General features: G+C 37.5%; 17 protein-coding genes and 1 pseudogene. 13 read left to right on the forward strand and 5 right to left on the reverse strand.

From position 1 onward, the window contains the following. Positions 1-306: 306 nt before the first annotated feature. The 5 genes from D7004_RS15740 (at position 307) to D7004_RS15760 (ending at position 4,297) form a co-directional block, all read left to right on the forward strand. Positions 307-1,044, forward strand: coding sequence for an SDR family oxidoreductase (locus tag D7004_RS15740; protein WP_123206792.1), 738 nt, complete (start codon positions 307-309; stop codon positions 1,042-1,044). Between the two features lie 18 nt (positions 1,045-1,062). After that, positions 1,063-1,977 carry a helix-turn-helix domain-containing protein gene (locus D7004_RS15745; RefSeq protein ID WP_123206793.1) on the forward strand — a complete coding sequence of 305 codons (915 nt, stop codon included), beginning with the start codon at positions 1,063-1,065 and terminating at the stop codon, positions 1,975-1,977. Between the two features lie 94 nt (positions 1,978-2,071). Next, positions 2,072-3,073, forward strand: a complete 1,002-nt coding sequence (locus tag D7004_RS15750; RefSeq protein WP_123206794.1) for an aldo/keto reductase — start codon at positions 2,072-2,074, stop codon at positions 3,071-3,073. 18 nt (positions 3,074-3,091) lie between these two features. Next, positions 3,092-3,988 carry a helix-turn-helix domain-containing protein gene (locus D7004_RS15755; RefSeq protein ID WP_123206795.1) on the forward strand — a complete coding sequence of 299 codons (897 nt, stop codon included), beginning with the start codon at positions 3,092-3,094 and terminating at the stop codon, positions 3,986-3,988. Between the two features lie 93 nt (positions 3,989-4,081). Next, positions 4,082-4,297 carry a hypothetical protein gene (locus tag D7004_RS15760; RefSeq protein WP_123206796.1) on the forward strand — a complete coding sequence of 72 codons (216 nt, stop codon included), beginning with the start codon at positions 4,082-4,084 and terminating at the stop codon, positions 4,295-4,297. A 417-nt stretch (positions 4,298-4,714) separates the two neighbouring features. Here the strand turns inward: D7004_RS15760 and D7004_RS15765 are convergent, their stop codons facing one another. The 3 genes and pseudogenes from D7004_RS15765 to D7004_RS21325 all read right to left on the reverse strand — a co-directional run bounded on the left by D7004_RS15765 (position 4,715) and on the right by D7004_RS21325 (position 6,964). Then, entirely contained in the window at positions 4,715-5,104 is a 390-nt protein-coding gene (locus D7004_RS15765) for a RidA family protein (protein ID WP_123206797.1), read from the reverse strand. An 88-nt stretch (positions 5,105-5,192) separates the two neighbouring features. Beyond that, a complete protein-coding gene (locus tag D7004_RS15770; RefSeq protein WP_123206798.1) occupies positions 5,193-5,765 on the reverse strand; it encodes a Crp/Fnr family transcriptional regulator in 573 nt (190 codons plus the stop codon). 552 nt (positions 5,766-6,317) lie between these two features. Next, a pseudogene (locus D7004_RS21325) lies at positions 6,318-6,964 on the reverse strand (DUF1349 domain-containing protein). Positions 6,965-7,073: 109 nt separating this feature from the next. Between D7004_RS21325 and D7004_RS15780 the strand changes: the two are divergent. The 7 genes from D7004_RS15780 to D7004_RS15810 all read left to right on the forward strand — a co-directional run bounded on the left by D7004_RS15780 (position 7,074) and on the right by D7004_RS15810 (position 17,278). Continuing rightward, positions 7,074-7,835: a response regulator transcription factor gene (locus D7004_RS15780; RefSeq protein ID WP_123206799.1), complete on the forward strand. Its 762-nt coding sequence runs from the start codon at positions 7,074-7,076 to the stop codon at positions 7,833-7,835. A gap of 323 nt (positions 7,836-8,158) precedes the next feature. Beyond that, positions 8,159-8,728, forward strand: coding sequence for an RNA polymerase sigma factor (locus tag D7004_RS15785; protein ID WP_123206800.1), 570 nt, complete (start codon positions 8,159-8,161; stop codon positions 8,726-8,728). 108 nt (positions 8,729-8,836) lie between these two features. After that, a complete protein-coding gene (locus D7004_RS15790; protein ID WP_123206801.1) occupies positions 8,837-9,976 on the forward strand; it encodes a FecR family protein in 1,140 nt (379 codons plus the stop codon). A 269-nt stretch (positions 9,977-10,245) separates the two neighbouring features. Further along, the gene (locus D7004_RS15795) at positions 10,246-13,509 is read left to right on the forward strand and encodes a SusC/RagA family TonB-linked outer membrane protein (RefSeq protein ID WP_167459520.1); all 3,264 of its coding nucleotides are present in this window, start codon (positions 10,246-10,248) and stop codon (positions 13,507-13,509) included. A 6-nt stretch (positions 13,510-13,515) separates the two neighbouring features. Next, positions 13,516-14,913 carry a RagB/SusD family nutrient uptake outer membrane protein gene (locus D7004_RS15800; RefSeq protein ID WP_123206803.1) on the forward strand — a complete coding sequence of 466 codons (1,398 nt, stop codon included), beginning with the start codon at positions 13,516-13,518 and terminating at the stop codon, positions 14,911-14,913. Positions 14,914-14,919: 6 nt separating this feature from the next. Beyond that, the gene (locus tag D7004_RS15805) at positions 14,920-16,116 is read left to right on the forward strand and encodes a TlpA disulfide reductase family protein (RefSeq protein ID WP_123206804.1); all 1,197 of its coding nucleotides are present in this window, start codon (positions 14,920-14,922) and stop codon (positions 16,114-16,116) included. A 19-nt stretch (positions 16,117-16,135) separates the two neighbouring features. Further along, positions 16,136-17,278 carry a TlpA disulfide reductase family protein gene (locus D7004_RS15810; protein WP_123206954.1) on the forward strand — a complete coding sequence of 381 codons (1,143 nt, stop codon included), beginning with the start codon at positions 16,136-16,138 and terminating at the stop codon, positions 17,276-17,278. Between the two features lie 350 nt (positions 17,279-17,628). On the opposite strand, the gene D7004_RS15815 is transcribed toward D7004_RS15810, so the two are convergent. Next, the gene (locus D7004_RS15815; protein ID WP_148042824.1) at positions 17,629-18,486 is read right to left on the reverse strand and encodes an HD domain-containing protein; all 858 of its coding nucleotides are present in this window, start codon (positions 18,484-18,486) and stop codon (positions 17,629-17,631) included. A 522-nt stretch (positions 18,487-19,008) separates the two neighbouring features. Here D7004_RS15815 and D7004_RS15820 point away from each other — a divergent pair. After that, positions 19,009-19,287, forward strand: coding sequence for a hypothetical protein (locus D7004_RS15820; protein WP_123206806.1), 279 nt, complete (start codon positions 19,009-19,011; stop codon positions 19,285-19,287). Between the two features lie 535 nt (positions 19,288-19,822). On the opposite strand, the gene D7004_RS15825 is transcribed toward D7004_RS15820, so the two are convergent. Beyond that, entirely contained in the window at positions 19,823-20,122 is a 300-nt protein-coding gene (locus D7004_RS15825) for a hypothetical protein (RefSeq protein WP_123206807.1), read from the reverse strand. Positions 20,123-20,752 lie beyond the last annotated feature (630 nt).

Raw genomic sequence — 20,752 nt, forward strand, 5'->3', positions numbered from 1 at the left:
GAGGCAAAGTTAGAGTGACGTTAGTTCTTATTAGTTATACAGATGTCGGAAGGTGTGATACATTTTTACGAATAAGTTTTAAAAAGGAATAAAACTACAATCATCTCAATGGCCGAATGGGAAAACCTAAGGAAAAGATATTTGGGAATAAAAAAACGTAAAACACCTTTAAACATCGACAAAAAAGAAAAAATAGATTTACTACATCCGTAACCACTAACAATCTGACTACAACAAATACCAATTCGGCTACTTTCTATAAGAGAACAATTAAGAGCTTTGCAATCAAAATAAATGATAAAGAATATGCAAAACATTAAAGGGAAAGTTGTAGCCATCACAGGTGCAAGCAGTGGAATGGGTAAAGCCATTGCTATAGAATTAGCAAAAAACGGTGCCAAGGTTGTTTTGGGTGCAAGACGAACAGAACAATTGCAACAACTTGTTGAAGAAATTAAAAGTACAAGTGGCGAAGCTACCTTTGCTCAAGTTGATGTAAAGAATAAAGCCGATTTAGTCAGGTTGGTAAATGTAGCAGTTGAAGAATACGGAAGTTTAGACGTTATTGTAAACAACGCTGGCGTTAGTCAATTAAGCCGTATAGACGAATTGGATATTGACGGTTGGGAAGAAATGATTGACATTAACCTAAAAGGTGTTTTGTATGGAATGGCGGCTGCAATTCCCGTTTTCAAACAACAACAAGCGGGACACATCGTCAATATCATTTCAACTTCAGGAATAAAGATTGTCCCAATGCAAGGGGTCTATGCAGGAACTAAAAATGCCATTCGCACTATTGCAGAAGCGTTTCGTCAGGAGTCAGACGGAAATATACGCATTACTGGCATTTCACCAGGATTTGTCAAAACAGATTTTGCGAACAACCTAAAAAATGAAGAGATGAAAATAGCTATCCAAAATGGAATGGAACAAATTGCCATAAATCCTATTGCTATCGCCAACGCTGTAATTTATGCAATAAGCCAACTAAGCGATGTAGAGATTGGCGACATCGTTATTCGTCCTTCAAAACAAAATTGATTAAATTCGTAAACAAAAATGGAACGACCATCTAACATAAAGCACATTAAAAGCATATCGCAATTGATGCGAGAATTGGAACTTCCTGCACCTTTGCACCCATTGGTCGGATTGGTTGATTACCACAATGCTTCGATTGAAAAGTTTCCAAAAAGACAAAAAATAAGTCTTGATTTTTATAAAATTTCCTTTAAGCCTACTTTCAAGGGACAGGTAAAATACGGACAAGGACATTACGATTTTGAAGAAGGCGGATTAGCATTTTTGAAGCCTAAACAAATCGTCTTTTCACCAGAAGACATAGAAAATTACGAAGGCTTTGCTTTATATTTTCATTCGGATTTTTTACGAAATTATCCATTAGGACACACCATAAACCAATATGGATTTTTCGCTTACGATGTTTCAGAAGCTTTATTTCTCTCGGCAAAAGAAAAAGAAATTATAGCCAATTTATTTGCTACAATATCCAATGAATTAAATAATAATATTGATAGTTTCAGCCAAAATGTTTTGGTGTCGCAAATAGAATTGTTATTGAATTACAGCGATCGTTTTTACAACAGGCAATTTATTACGAGAAAAGCTATCAATCACGACATCATCACTGCTTTGGATAAACTTTTAGACAACTATTTTGAAAAAGAAAACAGTTTGAAAAGCGGTTTGCCATCCGTAAAATACATCGCTTCGGAATTAAAGCTGTCGCAACGCTATTTGAGTGATATGTTGCGTTCATTGACAGGACTAAATACACAGCAATACATTCAGAACATGGTCATAGAAAAAGCGAAAGAAAAATTATCTACGACAAATCTATCCGTTTCAGAAATTGCTTATGAACTGGGTTTTGAACATTCACAATCATTCAGTAAACTTTTTAAAGCTAAGACTGATTTTTCACCTTTGGAATTCAGAAAGTCATTTAATTAACATCAGTAATCTGCATACGACAATCGTTGTTTAGCAAACTTCATATAATTAATTTCTGCGCAACTTTGTCTCATTAAAAATTAATATTAAAAAGATGAACAAAGTAAAATTAGGAAGTCAGGGATTAATCATCCCGAATATCGGCTTAGGATGTATGGGAATGACAGGTTTTGGCGATGCAGATATGTATGGTAAAGCCGATGAAAAAGAAGCCATAGAAACCATTCAACGTTCTTTAGAATTGGGTGGAAACTTTCTCGACACAGCAGATTTGTACGGTCCTTTTAAAAATGAGCAACTGATTGCTAAAGCTATCGAAGGAAAACGCGATAAATATATTATTGCGACAAAATTCGGTTGGGAAATTGATGATAACGAGCAAGTAACCTGGAAAATCAACGGAACAAAAGATTATATAAAAAAATCAGTTGAACGTTCGCTGAAAAATCTGAAAACAGATTACATCGACTTGTATTATATGCATCGTCTCGATAAAAATACACCAATTGAAGAAACGGTTGAAGCGATGAGCGAATTGGTAAAAGAAGGAAAAATAGGTTACATTGGTTTATCTGAAATTTCTTCTGAAACCGTGAAAAGAGCGCACGAAATTCATCCGATTACAGCTGTTCAAAGTGAATATTCTTTGTTTGAAAGAACAGTTGAAGAGAAAGGTGTTATCAAAACTTTAAATGAATTAGGAATTGGTTTTGTAGCATATTCGCCATTGGGAAGAGGATTTTTGTCTGGTAATATTAAATCAATTAATGATCTTCCGGAAAATGATTTTCGAAGAGGAATTCCACGTTTTCAGGAACAATATTTTCATAAAAACATTGAGTTGGTCGAAGCAATTGAAGCATTAGCCAAAGAAAAAAACATTACTTCCTCCCAACTCGCAATCGCTTGGATTATCAGCAAAGGAATTGTTCCAATCCCGGGAACAAAACGCAGAAAGTATGTTGAGCAAAATATCGAAGCTGGTAAAATTGTTTTAAGTGAAACTGAACTTGCAAAACTGGAAAGTATTGTACCTTTAGGAACAGATACTGGCGCACCTTACGACGAGTTCAGTATGGGACTTTTAGATTATTAAGTTTTAAATTTGCTTTCAATGAATACAATTCCGTCTATCTCAGCTTTTCACAGATTACTGTCTTTGCCAGAACCAAAACATCCTCTGGTAAGCGTAATCAATTTATCCGAAAGTATATTCATTGAAGATGAAGTCTGGAAGGGTTTTACTAATCGATTTTATTGCGTGGCTTTGAAGAGAGAAGCTAAGCGGAAAATGAGATACGGACAGCAGCATTACGACTATGATAAGGGTGTTTTGAGTTTTACAGCACCAAACCAGGTTCAGTATTTGGATGTTGCAACGATGGATTGTGATTCGGCTGGTTATCTATTGATTTTCCACGAAGATTTTTTGCTGAAACATCCGTTGGCGGCGACGATTTCGACTTACGGATTTTTCTCTTACGCTGTAAATGAAGCTTTGCATTTGAGCGAAGACGAAGAAAATGATTTGATTGAAATTCTCCATAAAATTGATAAAGAATGCCTGCACATCGATCGTCATACGCAGGAAATTATTTTGTCGCAGATTGATCTTTTGCTCAATTATTCGCAGCGTTTTTATGAAAGGCAATTCATCACGAGAAAGAACAACAATCATCAATTATTAATAAAATTTGAGAAATTCCTGAATGATTATTTTGATAAAAACTCGGCAGAAAAAGGACTTTTAACCGTTCATCAAATTGCCGAAGCGATGAATCTATCCCCAAATTATCTGAGCGATCTTTTGCGGGTTCATACCGGACAAAATACGCAGCAACACATTCACGAAAAACTTATCACTAAAGCGAAAGAAAAACTCTCGACAACCAACCTATCAATCAGCGAAATTGCTTACACTTTGGGATTTGAGCACGCACAGTCATTCAGCACATTATTTAAAAAGAAAACAGAACTTTCCCCCTTGGAATTCAGAAAGTCTTTCAATTAAAAACCACGATTGGAAACACATTCCAACAATCTGGAAACAATAAAGGCATTGATTTGGATGAATTTTGCACTATAAATTTTAAATAATAAAAAGATGCAAAAATCAGTAACGTTTAAAAATAAAAATTGGGAAGTGGCAGCCCATCTTTATGTACCCGATAATTTTAATGAAAATGAAAAATACAGTGCTATTATTTTCGTTCATCCGGGAAGTAGCGTCAAAGTGCGTAAACTAATTCATTTGACCCCTTTCCGCCAATCCACTAAAATGCAGACAAGTAAAACTTTACAGCAAATTTATTTTTGGTGATACGGGGTCAATGTACTCTGGTTTATCCATGCATCATAAACCTTTAGAAAAATGATAATAAGCTCGTGTTTAATGTATTTGCTCTAATGGAGTAACAAATGAATAACGTGATCCTCTTGACTTCAATGTTAATCTATTTTTTAAACTTTCAATCATCCTTATAGTAAATACCTTTTAATTATCATTTAATGGTGGAATAATGACATAAAAAGTTCCTCAACACCAAAAATGGAGGGGATAATGAGAATTGTTGATGATGTATGATTAACGTTTTTAGCGATTGGCGGAAAAGTGGATTTCGAAGCAATAAACAGCCCCTCTCATCAACCTCTTTACGAAGCAAAGAAAAATCATTTAAGCAACTGAATCCGCTTTTTTTTGCCAAACACCTGTTATCCATTTTTTTTTACGACACACCTATTTTACTGCTGTAGCTTCAAGTTCAATTTTTAGTGTTTCAAAAAGACTTTTCACCTCCAATACGGTAGAAGTTTGTTTAATATTGTTTTTATTTATCCAATTTTGAATGAGTTCAAAATTTTCAAATAATTCCGAGCTTGAGGTTGTATAGATATTTAACCTCACAATGTTCTTCAATTCGTAATCCGCTTCAAGAATAACTTTTTCTAAATTTTGAATGGTATGGATTATTTGCGAACGCATATCTTCATCACTCGATATACCTTGTTCACTTATGGCAGTTTGACCCGAAATATACAAAGTACCTTCTATGTTTTTTACCTCTACCGCTTGCGCATAATTTCTTGAATCTTGCCAAGTCCAAGGATTGATAATATTTTTTTGCATTTTAAAAAGTTGTTTAAATTATTTTGTGAATTTCTTACATTCAAAATTCCAACTACTTTTTGTAATTAGGGTGTGACCGAAATCACTTTTATTTTTTAGATTTTCTATACAGTCTGCTCAATGTCTCTCTCGAAACCCCAAGATATAGTGCTAATACGGATTTTGGAATTCTTTGGTTAATTGATGGATATAATTGTAGAAATTGTTCATAGCGTTCTTTAGGCTTTAGTGTGAGAAGAGATAAAATCCTTTTTTGACTGGCAATATGACCCCTTATTGATTTGTCCAGAAAATAGTTTGACAGTCTGTATTTATCCAATATCAGGAAGTAATCATCAAAATTTAAACCGTACACCTCGGTATCTTCAAGGCATTGCAGTGTTAATGCGGCTTTGGTTTGGTTATAAAAGGCAGAAAAGTCTGTTTCCCACCAATTTTCAAAAGCAAATGATAAAATGAACTCATTAGTATCATTATCGAAATAAGATAGTTTCACTAATCCAGAGGAGATAAAATAAATGTTCTCAACTGCAGCATCTTCCTTTATGATGAATTCTTTTTTGAGGTATTTTCGATAGGAAAAAACAGATTTAAGTTCAATAAATTCGCTCTCTGAAAGGTTTTTGAAAATATTAATATCGTTTTTTAGAAAAGGGTTCATATTCTGTGTTAAATTGTATAAAAAATATCGCATAACCTATCTAAAGATCTGAAGCTAACAGACAGATGCACCCAAACCTGGGCGTACATGTCTAATAAATTGAAACTTTTTAGTAGATTAAATCCGAAAATAATCCTTTAAAATTATCCGAGGGAGGTATTTCACAAATGCATCCAAGTAATTCAATATAGGATTAAACTAGAGATGTATTATTATCAAAAAACAGTGGATTTTATAATATAAGAAAAGGCTCTCAGAAATCGAGTGCAGGCTGATCTTGTACTATTATAATACTTTTAAATTAAAAGTCATCTTTGACTAAATGAGAATTTATTAGTCGCAAGAATCTTTTTGATAATTATCAACGATTACATACAAAAGCATTTCATTAGAATAATCAAAAACGAGAATTCGTCCAACGTTCCTATATGGGTATTTTTTAATGCCGCCTTACTATATCACAGAATAATAAACAGTTAATTTAGCTTTTGTGTACTAGTGACCTACTCATTGAATCGAGATAAATACTTTATATTGAATCATTTGATTTAACTATTGGTGCTCTTTCAGCCATTCCAGCCTTCGTTGATCCGGCAGGTGCTTAACGGAAAAGTGTTCGAACTTTGCTTCGAAGCCATTACCATCTGGACATGCAGCCATCAACCCTACCTTGACAGGAGCATTATCCTTTAATGGTGCATTTCGTACCATCACATAATTTTTATCATCCAGCGAATAAAAAATTTCTAAAGCATCTAGCCTGCGAACGACTTTCATCCAGATAAAAGGAGGAACTTCTTTTAGTGTTGTGACGCTCCAATCGCTTTTGGTATGTGTAACAACTGTACTTACATTGAATTTTCCATCTACAAACTCAACTCCGGTTTTAATGTAGTTCTCATGGTCAGTGCGTATCATAAGCCCATCTGGTCAAAACGGTCTTTGTATCCACCAGTAAGCTTAACTTTTGCCTCAAACTCCCCGCCATAATTTCCATAGTAAAATGGTGCGTCATCAACGGTAAAACCGTAGTGTGAAATTCTCCAGTAGTCACTTTTTGGCGTTACCTGCATAATTAAACTATTATTTTTTATAACCCATTGTTCCGGTTCATTAAACCATGTCATTTTCTCGAGGTTTTGAGCTTTCATCTGATTAATACTGAAAATAAAAATTATTGTATAAAATATTTTTCTCATCTGTATAAAATTAAACTAAATGGTTAATTAGCCATTCGTCGTTTGTATATTTGTAAATCTAATGATCATTTACATGACGTTCAATGGCTAAAAATAGCCATTCCATTCTATGGAAAATATCCGCAAAATACTTGATACAAAACTTCTAGCACAATCATTTGACGTATTATCAGAAGCAGTATTACCACTAGAAAGTGCTCAAAAGATTGCCCAGTTATATGCAAATCTAGAGAACGGGATTAGTGTTTTAAGCGATTTGAAAACAAGAAAAAGTTATCTTTATTATGGTTCCGTGGCTGAAAGATTAGGGCTGGAACGCAAACAGAACGAGATAAACTCCATTTGGGAAGATGAATTACTTAACCTTGTGCGTAGTGATGATCGGCTAAGAAAGTATAATCTAGAACTCCGTTTCTTTAAACATCTTAAATCAATAGATTTAGCAGACCGGTCAGACTACCAAGTGATCACCAAGCTTAGGATCCGGACAAGTGAGGGTAAAGAAATGCTGCTGAAACATCGTTTAATGTACGTTGGTAGTTCAGCAGATGGCAATATAAGATTAGCATTGTGTTTGTACAACGTCATATACGAATATTTAGGCTTTGACGCGCCTGAGGGAGTAATTATCAATACACGTACAGGAGATATCGTTGATGGTAGTTTTGATAAACCATCAAGAACGCTATCTTCACGTGAAAAGGAGATTATTTTGTTGATCAAGCAGGGAAAGAGAACTAAGGAAATCGCTCACAAATTATTACTGAGTATTCATACAATAAACAGGCACCGTCAAAACATCTTCAAAAAACTAGAAGTTAATAATGCCATCGAAGCTTGCAGAATCGCGGAAGTAACGGGATTAATCTAGCTAAATACATATCGTGTAAATGTAAAGAGAACTGTTGAATACTCAACTCTAAAACAATCCTCAAGATCAAGATTTGTTTAAAAAACTTCATTATTCTATATAATAACCAGTTACAGTTAAAAAACTTTGAAGATAGATTAATAGAAGGCTTAACATCGTGTTTAGCATTCCAAAATCGAACCGATGTGATTATTGGATATATCCGGGCTCTTTCGTTAAACGCTGCATCTTTTCTGATCTATCATACTGTTAAATAGATCAGCTATGTATAAATAGTTTTATCTTTCCCTGAACTTTGACTAAATTCGGTTAACGATAAAATATTGACATCCCTAAACACCTTTTCCGACGAACAGTTAAATGAGCTCCTGAAATCAGGTGATCAGGATGCCTATATTGAAATTTATGAAAGGTATAAAAGTCTCCTTCAGCAGCACGCACTTAGAAAACTAGGTGATATGGATGAAGTGGAAGACCTAATTCAGGAATTGTTTATTTATATCTGGGATAAAAGGAATACATTAAGTATTACTTCCGGATTGTCAGCATACCTTTTCACAGCAGTCCGTAACCGTGTTTTTAACGTTTATGCAAAAAAAAAGAGGGAAGCGAACTATTTGACTTCATTACAGGAATTCATCAATGAAGGTGCTTACACCACAGATCTGATTTTAAGAGAGAAGGAGTTCAGGGAACTAATTGAAAAGGAAATTGCAGCTTTGCCAGCCCGCATGAGAGAGGTATTTCTTTTGAGCCGGGATGGATTTCTTACCCACAAACAAATCGCGGCGAAGCTTGGTACTTCAGATCTAACCGTTACCACTCAGATCCGTAATGCCTTAAAAATTCTCCGTTTGCGCCTGGGTTCGCTATTCACTTTGCTTTTATTTTAGGCAATAAAGGTTTAATTGATAATTTATTAACTTTATTTTAACAGCCAATACCAGTATCCGTAATTTCGATTGTCATGTATTTAATTGAGATTAATCCAGACAATTACTATGCAAAAGACTGAAGCTGAAATACTATTACAAAAGTATGTTGAAGGAAGTGCGACAAACGATGAAAAGGCGCTTCTGGAGGCTTGGTATTCAAAAAGCAAATTTGCAAGCGCTTCTGATTTTACAGCTGAGGCGAAACTGCTGCAGTTAGAACGTTTACGTTCAAGTTTAAAAGCCCATAGTGATAATGCCGAAAACATATATTTACCTAAAAAAGTTATTATCTGGCCGCGTATCGCGGTTGCTGCCTCGCTCTTATTATTTATATGTTTCGGCGCATACTTTTTTACTAGTAAATCCAATAAAACCCGGCTGCTCTCTGTTCAACAAACCCACGATATAGCCCCGGGCAATAATAAGGCCATACTTACGCTGGCTAACGGAGAAAAAATTGCCATAGGCAGCACCAAAACAATAGCACTGGCTTTTCAGGGCAATACAAGAATAGACATCGGGGCGGCTAATGAGGTAACCTATCATACCGACCGCAGTCAGCCCAACAACACCATACAATACAATACATTAACAACGCCCCGCGGCGGTCAATATCCGTTAACTTTGTCCGATGGGACCAAAGTTTGGCTTGATGCAGCTTCTTCCATTACCTTTCCAGTATCCTTTACAGGTGATAGCAGGGAGGTTCGAATCACAGGTCAGGTGTATTTTGAAGTAGCCCATAATCCCAAAAAACCATTCAAGGTGCGTACTAATGACGAAATCGTTGAAGTGTTGGGTACACACTTTAATATCAATACCTACCCCGATGAACCTGCTTCAAAGACCACTCTATTTGAGGGTAGTGTAAAAATAATAACGCAAGGCAGTCATAAGTTTCTCAAACCCGGTCAACAAGCAGAGGTTAGTGCCGGCCAAATTGGTGTAGTTGATCATGCCGATGTGGATGAAGCCCTGGCATGGCATAATGGCTTGTTTCAATTTAATGATGCTGACATCCAGACTGTAATGCGCCAATTGTCTCGTTGGTATGACGTAGATATCAGCTATGAAGGAAAAATTACAAATCGCCGATTTTCAGGCAAGATCCAACGAAATATCAGTGCATTAAAGCTTTCAGATATACTAAGCTATAAAGAAATAAATTTCCGTATTGAAGGAAAGAAGATTATTGTCACCCCCTAAGAACCAACCTAACAATTAACCAAAAAACAAACATGAAATGAAAAAACACTTACGAAAGCCGGTTTAACGAGCTAACAGGGTTCCTGAAAAACGCAGAAGTGGTTCGAAGCACTCCTGCGGGATTATTGGGTTAACCCTTCCGATTCGATCGGTAAAACAATTTGGTCAACTATTAAACGTATTAACCCATACTTACAAAAGTAATGAATTTCTCTGCTATTATAAAGGGCATGCCGAAGGGGTGGCCTCCTCCAAAAATCTTCTTGATTATGAAACTGATAACGCTAATAATCATTATTACCTTGGTACAAGCCAGTGCCAAAGGATATGGCCAGAAAATCACCTTAAACGAAACGAATGCTACACTTGAAAAAGTCTTAAAATTAGTAGAAAAGCAGTCGGGCTTTGTTTTTTTCTACGATGCTGAAGATGTTAAACAAGTGGTCAATGTACATGTGAAAAATGCCAGCCTTGAAGATGCGCTTGCTGTATGCCTGAAAAATGTTGCGCTGACGTATAAAATTGCTGAAAAAACCATCTTTTTACAGCGTATGAAATCAGCAGTAAATCAGAAAAAAAATCCGCTTGCAATGAATGAATTAATAGATGTTCACGGCAAGGTGATAGATGAAAAAGGAGTTCCTTTACCTGGTGTCACCGTTACGGTAAAAGCAACTGGCAGAACGGTGATAACAGCTACTAATGGAGAATTTAACCTTATCGGCGTTGATGAAAATGCGGACGTACTGTTCTCCTTCATCGGTTATAAGACAGTAAGCGTGAAGGCCAGAAGAGAACTTTCAACAATCCAGTTACAAGCTTCTGTTTCAACCCTGGATAACGTACAGGTAATAGGGTACGGAACGACAACGAAAAGACTAACAACGGGATCAATTGCCACCATTAAATCCGAAGATATTGAAAAACAGCCCGTTTCAAATCCGGTCTTAACATTGGCTGGAAGAATGGCCGGCGTTCAGGTTACTGAGGGTAGTGGTATTTCTGGCGGGAATTTTCGAATTATTATCCAAGGTCAAAATACCATTAATGCCGGGGTATTACCACTTTATATCATTGATGGCGTACCATTTGGTGGTCAGCCAATTGAAAGCACCGCAGGTGCATCTACCAGTGCACCACCAATAGTAGGCGGCCTAGGCTTAAGCCCACTGAATACTTTATCACCTAACGATATTGAAAGTATATCCATCCTCAAAGATGCAGATGCGACGGCTATTTATGGTTCGAGGGCGGCAAATGGTGTTGTGCTGATTACAACAAAAAAGGGCAGATCAGGTAAAACGAAGCTAGACGTTGACGTTTACAGCGGAATAAGTGAAATCAGCCGAATGCTTCCGATGCTTAATGCCGAACAATACCTCAGTATACGTAATCAGGCTTTTAAAAATGACGGAATAACGCCAACCACGGCTAACGCAGCCGATCTCACCCAGTTCAATTCGGGAAGTGATAATAATTTTCAGGAGATATTTTTTGGAAACACAGGGCATTTCACGAACGTCAACGCTACATTGTCAGGTGGGAATGAATTGACTCAATTTCTGGTTAGTGCAAATGTCAGGCATGAAGGATCAATTTTACCCGGAAATTCGGGAGATGACAGGGCAGAGATAAGATACAATTTGCAGCATCATACCGCCGATAATAAGTTCTTTTTTAATACGGCAGTAAGCTTTACCAAGGATAACAATAACATCGTTCCGTTGTATATCAATCAGATTTATGCTTTACCTCCAAATCTTCCCTTATACAATTCTAGCGGAAAGCTGGCCTGGTATACAGGATATAACAATCCAGAAGCAGCACTAAAAAATGTTTATTCCGTTAAAACCAATAACCTGTTGGCGAATGCTACTGTAGGTTATAATATTTTGCCTGGCTTTAGCTTTAAAACAGATTTGGGCTATAACAGGATAGGCGTTAATTCAATCACTGCTTCCCTTATCGCAGCTCAAAACCCGGCCAATGCCGCCTCGGCAACTGGAGAGGTTACCAAGATTAGCACAACCAATGAGTTAATTGTCATAGAGCCACAGTTAAACTATGCCCGCAATTTCGGTAAAGGAAAACTGGAAGCCTTGCTTGGCGGAACTTATCAGAATGCAAATAATGAACAGGACCTGTTTTTGCTGGGTGCTTTCCGAAATGATGCTTTATATAACGATTTGGGAAGTATTACGCCACTTATCAACGCAAATGGTTTAGTAAAGACCCGGTATGCTTCTGTTTTCAGCAGGTTGAACTTCAATTGGGACAATAAATACATTATCAGCGGCAGTTATAGAAGAGATGGTTCTTCCCGTTTCTCGCCAGGTAACCGCTTCGGAAATTTCGGCAGTGTTGGCGCAGCATGGATATTCTCTGAAGAAGACTTTATCAAAAATCATTTAAGTTGGCTAAGTTTTGGAAAGTTGAGAAGCAGCTACGGCAGCATCGGTAATGACCAGATCAACGATTATGGATATGCACAGTTATACCAAAGCGGATTTACTTCTTATAATGGTCAAACAGGTCTCTCCCCATCAAGTATAGTTAACGACGGCAATTATACCTGGGAGGTCACGAAAAAATTTAACCTGGCGATCGATCTGGGATTGCTAAAAGACCGTATTTCAATTTCTGGAAATTTCTTCCGCAACACGACAAGCAATCTATTGGTCTATAATGTTCCCGTAGCTTCGCAGGCTGGGTTCGACGGTTATACTGGTAATTTACCAGGAACCCTGGTTCAAAACAGGGGCTTCGAGTTCGAACTGAATACTTCAAATATAAGTTCAAAACGCTTTACCTGGAAGACTTCTGCCAATCTAACGATAGCCAGAAATAAATTACTGGCCTATCCGGGACTGTCAACTGCATATTATTCGACTGGCTATTTTAGCCAGGGTTATGCGATTGGACAGTCACTTAACCTTCTTTCCGGTTACCAATATACCGGTATGGTTGACGGTATTCCCAAGGTAGCTGACCTTAATGGAGACGGCTTTATTAGCCCTGGCTTAGCCATAAATCAAAAAGGAGATTTTGATATTTTAGGCACGAAAGATCCTAAGTTTTACGGTGGCCTGAACAATAGCATCTCTTTTGACAGGTTTCAACTTGATTTTCTTTTCCAGTTTGTAAAACAGAAAGCATATAATATTTACAGCTACCTCAATACATTTGGCTTCCCGGCGCCTGGTGGAAACTATAATTTACCAGAAGATATCCTGAAGTATAACTTATCTTATAGTACACTGGCTAGTTCCGATGCTGCTCAGGCCTACAATAATTACTTTAAATTGTCCAGCGCTACCGTAAGCGATGCGTCTTTTATCAGGCTGAAAAATGTTTCCCTTACCTATAAATTTCCGCAGGGCATCAAGGAAATCGGAGTAAAAAATTTAAGTATTTATTTAAGAGGTCAAAATCTCTGGACGAAAACCAAGTACGTTGGATTTGATCCGGAAACTCAGGGAACGGGAATTCCCCCATTGAAATTACACACTTTAGGTTTACAAGCTTCATTTTAATAGCATATGAAACAGATCACTCAACATAAGCCAGCATTATATCACACCCATTCTTCAAGACTGTACTTGAATTTAGGGAAAACCGGCATCAAACCTGGGCTCATCCTAACCCTGGTTTTGTTCCTGTTCAGCAGTTGTAACAAACTCGTCGAAGTAGGGCCGAAAAAGAACAGCCTTACCCCGGAAGCAGTCTTTTCAGATTCTGTAACGGTAAACTCCGCACTTATTGCATTATATGCTCAAGGCGGAGCATATAGCGGTAGCCTAACTTACCTAAACAGTTTGTACAGCGACGAACTTACTAATCCTAGTTACCCGCAATACCAGGGTAATGCATTGAATTCAGCAGATCAAAGCGCGGGAACAATCTGGCAAGAGTCTTATGCCATCATCTATAAGGCAAATGCCATTATCGAAGGCGTTCAAAAATCTGCTTCATTATCATCTGTAGCTAAATTACAGGCGATGGCAGAGGCTAAATTTTTCAGGGCCTTTTGCCATTTTTATCTGGTTAATATCTTCGGTAATGTTCCTTTAATCACTACGACTGATTTGGCAGTAACCAGACGTCAGCCACAAACTTCTGCTTTATTGGTATACCAGCAAATGATCAATGATTTGTTGGATGCAGCAGCAAATCTGCCTGCCGATTATTCCAGGTCAGGGGGCGCATGCGTCAGAGTGAATCAGTTTGCTGCCAGGGCGTTACTAGCCAGGGTATATCTGTATAATAAAGATTACCAAAATGCAGTCATACAATCCGGTCTGGTTATCGGTAGTAGTAATTATGGACTATCAGGCGATTTGAATGCGGTTTTCCTGGCTAACAGCAATGAGGCAATATGGCAATACGATTCTAGCATTGTCGGGTATCCTGAAATTGCGCAGAACTTTGTACCCGTATCAGGAGCACAGCCACAATTTATTGTTTCCTCATTCTTGCTTAACTCTTTTGAAAGTGTTGATGCACGTAAAAGTTCCTGGATAGGGACATCAGCTGGTTTTCCATATCCATCCAAATATTTCGCATTGTCGGGCGGAAGGCAATTTGATGTGGTTTTAAGATTGTCCGAGCAATATTTGATCCGTTCTGAGGCACGGGCCCAGCTGAATGACGTCACAGGTGCGCAAACCGATTTGAATATGATTAGAAAACGCGCTGGACTAGCGAATACCTCAGCCGCTGATAAGGCTACTTTGCTACTGGCAATTGAACAGGAAAGACGTGTTGAGCTTTTTTGCGAATGGGGCAATCGTTTTCTGGATCTGAAAAGAACAGGCAGGCTTGATGCCGTATTGGGTGCAGAAAAATCTGGGGTATGGAAATCAAATGCGGCTTTATTTCCGATACCAGCGATAGAGATTGGAAAAAATAACAATTTGTTACAGAACCCAGGTTATTAAGCAATTATGAAAAAAATACAGCTAAACATAAATTCTTCCATCAACACCAGACTTCTGGTGTTGATGTTGATGCTACACATTAACTATGCTAAGGCACAAACAAACATGGTAGGCCGTTACCGCTTAACCCTGGACCTTGAGCAGGCAAAAGCACACCCTAAAAAAATCTATTTCTGTTACGACGCTTTTAGTAAAGGTGAAAAAGTATCCTACATTGACAGTGCAATCGTAAATAACGGCAAGGTTGAATTTACCGGTGTAATCAATGAACCCCATGAAGCTCAATTATCTCTTAACCATCCATTGTCGAAACAAATGGCAAACGAAGGAGACCGGCTGAATTTTTACCTTACAACCGGCACGATAAACATCATTGTTGGCGATTCATTAAATCGCTACACCCAAACAGGGGGCTACTTCCTGAAAGACTATCAGGCTTTTTCAAAGGTTAAAAGCTATTATGACCATAAGGTTATTGCTTTGGCGATGAAAACAATGCAATTGGATCGTCATAAAGATTCCACCCAATACCATCAGGCAACTAAGGAATTTGATCAGATGGTCGATTTCTATGCGAACAATGTATGCAAAAACTGGGTCATGCAACATCCTGCAACTCCTGTCTCTTTGTTACCGTTGCGATGGTTTGCCGGAAGCGTAATCAACGATCCCTTCGGAGTCGATTCTGTGTATAACCATTTAACGAAATCTGTCAAAATTTTACCTTCAGCACTCGACATTAAGCGACGAATTGATAACGTAAAGCGGTCGGCCATTGGGAATGAAGCACCGCTATTTACGATGGCGGATACTGCTGGAAGGCCCGTATCACTTAATACCTATCGGGGAAGCTATGTATTACTTGACTTTTGGGCGAGTTGGTGCGCGCCCTGCCGCCGGGAAAATCCCAACATTATCGCCAACTTTAATAAGTATCATTCCAGAAATTTCATGGTCATCAGCGTTTCACTTGATAATCAGGGTACCAGAAGCGCCTGGTTAAAAGCCATTATTAATGACAAACTTGAAAAATGGCCGCACCTTTCTGATCTTAAGGGCTTCAACAGTGCGGCAGCGTTGCTTTATGGCGTTCAAGCCGTTCCCCAAAATTTCTTAATCGATCCGACTGGTAAGATCATAGGAAAAAATCTTTTCAGCACCGAATTGATCCAAAAGCTGGAGCAAGTTCTTAATGCACATTGATACAAATACTAAAATAAACATGAAATACATCAGATTTTTAATGATCGCTGCCGTAGCGACTATATATTCGCAGATGCTTTATGCGCAGGCTAATACCTACGTTATAAATGGAAAAATCGACGAATTGAACATACCCGCTAAAGCCTATTTGAACTATAAAAGTGCCGCTGGCTGGCAAATGGATTCGACTTTGATTAAGCAAGGTAAATTTAGTTTCTCGGGCACGGTTCCCAACGATCAACAAGCCACGCTGTTTGTTAACAAGTCAGGAAGTGGTGTGCGCTCAAGAAACACCGTTTCCTTTATATTATACCTTGAACCTGGAAATATTAATGTAGTCAGTCCGGATTCAGTGGGAAATGCTGTGATTTCCGGCGGACCGTTGAATACAGATAATGCCCGTCTGACTGCATTGATGTCAACAGTAAATAAAAAAGTGAATATGATGATTAGCGACTACCAAAAAGCAACGAAAGAGGTGAAAGCGACCAGGGAATTTAATGATAAAATGGAAAAGACACGAGACTCAATTAGTAGGGAGCAAAATAGCGTTAACTATTCTTTTATAAAGGGCAATCCCAATTCATTGATCAGCTTATTTGCTCTCCAGAACTACGCAGGTTCTTTTCCCGACGTCAATCAGCTGGAAACGATTTTTAATTCTTTATCCAAAAACGTCCAGTCTTCTGAACTAGGCAAAGACTATGCTGCCGAGATTGCGAGGATGAAAACCACGGAGATCGGCGCAATCGCTCCGGATTTTACGCAGGCAGACACATCCGGTAAAGCCATATCACTTCATGATTTTAAAGGTAAATATGTGCTACTTGACTTTTGGGCAAGCTGGTGCGGTCCCTGCCGGGCGGAAAATCCAAACGTGGTTGCTGCCTACAACAAATATAAAGGCAGTGGATTCACGGTTGTCGGTATATCACTTGACCAGCAGGGAGCGAAAGATAAATGGTTAAATGCCATCCACAATGATCACTTAACTTGGACGCAGCTGTCAGATCTAAAATCCTGGAAGAATCAGGTGGCAATGCTATATTCTGTTCAAGCGATTCCACAAAATTTTCTTATCGACCCCGATGGCAAAATTGTAGGTAAGAACCTCCAAGGGCAGGATCTCAATAATAAACTTCAAGAGATTTTTAAGAAATAAAACGGTTGTAAAAGGCTACTCATTACAACAAAACAAAAACTCATACTGATTCGTTTTTCAGTATGAGTTTTAAATATAGAACAGCTTTAATATTCTTACCTTTGCAGGGAAATGTTAAAAAGGCTAATCGCAATATGTTTATTAATTGCCCTTCTGGATAAATCAGAGTGGATTAACCCCATGTCACCGGTAATAAAACTATTGTAAAGTTTTGCTTGCCTGCATGTTAGTAAAATGGCGGAAAGGGGTCAAATGAATTGGTTTGTCCAATGATATCGGAAACAAGAGAATAATCACCTTTTCTTAAATTCTATCAAATAACGGCCCATTGTTTAGAGACATATATGCGGTTAAGTCATTATTCTTACTTTTAAGTTTTGAGCAGCTTTTCTAAAATCAAATGTATCAAATCCTTCCAAATTTTTTAAAGCGGTGAGTTCATCTTCATATCCACTTGAATTAAGCTTACGGATAACTTCCGCATCGGTAGACATCAGTTCAATTTTACTCAGGTTACCATCGATAATCGCCTTTCTGATGATCCCAGCCAGTTGTTTGTTTGCAAATAAATGCTCCTGCTTTTTAAAATAATCCTCGTTTAATCTTTTGTATTGTTGACTGAACCATTTCGCAGATGCCACAGTAGATATAACAAACTTTCCGTCTTTAACAGCCAGGTCATTCAAGAAGTTTTTTACTTCATTACTATTGATCATATCAGCGTGATACAGGTCACGTAGCGTGTAGTCTAGACGGTCGGCGCAGATTTCTGGCAGCGGTTGTTCGAGAAGCGTATAATTGTCAAAGCTATTTAGGATATCATTCAGATTATATTTGGCAAGTATTGAAGGAATGGTTGAACTACTGAGAACCTCCTGAAAAATGGTTTCATGAAAATCCACTTCTTTATGGTCAAAAACAGCGTCTATAACGTGGGAGAAAGCTGTATGTGACAAATCATGCAACATTGCTGCAGCCCGTTCCCGGAGATTTCCCCCGAACCGCGTTACCAGCCAGTAAACACCCAAGGAATGATCGAAACGGGTATGATTAAGAAGAGGGTTAACCAAATAGAGAGCGCCGCCCTGGTGTACCTCTTTTAATCGTTGAAAAGGAGCCGATAAAACGATTTCCTGAAAAACACCCTCAACTTCAAAATTACCATATAGAGTATCTGCAATATTCATCTGTCCATCAATAGCTGACAAAATTAAGAAATATTAATAAATAACTTAATTTACCTTTAATCAACATTACTTATTTGTATCGATGATATAGATGACATTAAGGCTTATCTTTCTATTAACGTTATCAAAAAAGCGTCGATTTTGATAGGGCTTAAAGATTTCCTTTTTAGTTATTGTCACACAAAACGAAGGTCTTGCTAAAGATATTGTTTATGCTGATTCTTCAAGTCTAGAGTAATTTTATTACTGATTTTCTGCCATTGACCCCATCTCACCAAAAATACCAAACCTATAACTTATTCACTGTTAGATAATTGATATAACCAATAAAATTGGCGAAACGGGGCCGAAGGTTTTATTTTATCCACTTCAATACATTTTTTAAAATTTTTACCGAAGAAAAAGATCGAGAGAAGTTATGTTAGAGAATAATTTTGATAGTCATTAAGGCACAAAGAAACACACATACAGGTTGTGTAAAATGTACACTATGTGAACGAAGCCCGTTTTATTCTTTAAGGTTGTTGAAAATATAGAAAGTTGATGAAACCTTTCAATTACTGTAGAGTTAATAATGCAATAATTTACGGTTTAGCTATGTTAAGAAAAAATGATACAAGGATAATATTTACTAATGACAATGTAATTGTACTAAGGGTGGTTGATGATGCTCATTCAAAATACAGAGTTTTCATTGACGGAATCGATAAAGGCTATTTACTTAAAAGTGACGGTATTTTTATTCCAGAACCACAAACAGAAATATCACTCAAAATTATATTAAAATTGAACGAACTAGCAAATAAAAGCGAAGCAGCATAAATTATTCAACGACTATGTAGGGCATGGTGAATAACAGAAATCCCTTTCATTAATTTACACAGTAATTTCTGATTTTACAATATGATTTATCATATATTGGCCATACACGCTGTTTATATTATTGATTTTTTTTCAATTTATTAAACCCCTTGCACTTTTTTTGGTGTAGAAGTTCTTCAAAGATGGACTCTTCAATATGGAACAAACCTTATCGAAAATTCCTGCAAAAATTTAAACCTTTGTTAAACTTTGCCACGTAAATTTCTAGCGCTTTTGCGAATGAACTGCTTTTACAAAAGTATATTGACTACAGGGCAGCATGGCAACGAATACCTCAACCGGTACAAGTTCTCCCGTAGCTTTATCAATATATCCTAATTTCTTGCCACAGAAATCAATGTAAAGCTTCTCGCCGGCCTTGTGCTCCAGTTTTCCACTATGGTTGTTGAGCTTTTTCCATTTTCGGTAATGAAGGGTAAACTGGGTATATTTAATATCCCTTGGGGTGTTTTTTTATATAATCCTTCCAAAGCGCCTAAAGGGTACACCCAGGCTTGGTTAACTCCTTTTTAAAAGAAGGGAATAAAGCGGAAAGCTCCTCATAGCGCTGTTTCTCGGTTTGACTCTCTTCAGTGAAAAGATCATTCAAATCGGATTCACAAAGTTCGTTAAGCTCCTCATAGGTTATCCCAAGCTCGGTAAACCGCTTGATGTACCCATCAACAGTCTTACGGTTAATTTTCAATATGAGAGCCACCTTCCTGTTGCTGAATCTCTTTAGCTTTAATGCAATCGAAGTGCGAAGTTCCATGATATCAATTCGTTGTCCTGCCATGTATCTGCTTTTATATTTCAGATACATGACTATAATAAATCATGGAAAGTGGCCCATTGACCCCCGTTTTTTGGAAGTTCGGCATAAATAATTTTGGCCCGATTACCTCCGTTTTATATAAAGCTAATAACGGAAGGATGACCCAATGACCAGCGAAATGAGTGTCCCAGTGACTTGTTGTGTTGTAGTGGATAAACCAGAATAGATTGACCACGTCACACCAGAAATAAATTATTATAAAGTATTACTTGTCAATTGATTAGTAATTTGGCAGAAAGGGGTTAATCAGATTGGTTTATCCACATAAATCTGAGATCACAACAAAACCAAATGGGATAAATATGTTTATAATACTACCTTAGAAAGCTGTCCCTAGCGAATACACCAACTTCTTAAGCTCATAATCACCATAATAAATTACATCTCCAACCATTATTTTTTTGACTTTATAACGGACGTGGTTCGGCTTGAGACAATTACATGGTGCCATTATCAATTATTATCCCACGGAGTAGCATGATCCTGATTAATTTTCGAAATCCACATTGATCTCAAAACACTACCCGTAAGCTTTTTAACTATCAAGAAGATTTTAAACTCTAAAATTTCGTTGGTACTTACCAACGTAAT

The organism is Pedobacter jejuensis (assembly GCF_003725795.1).
In the GTDB taxonomy this organism is placed as follows: domain Bacteria; phylum Bacteroidota; class Bacteroidia; order Sphingobacteriales; family Sphingobacteriaceae; genus Pedobacter; species Pedobacter jejuensis.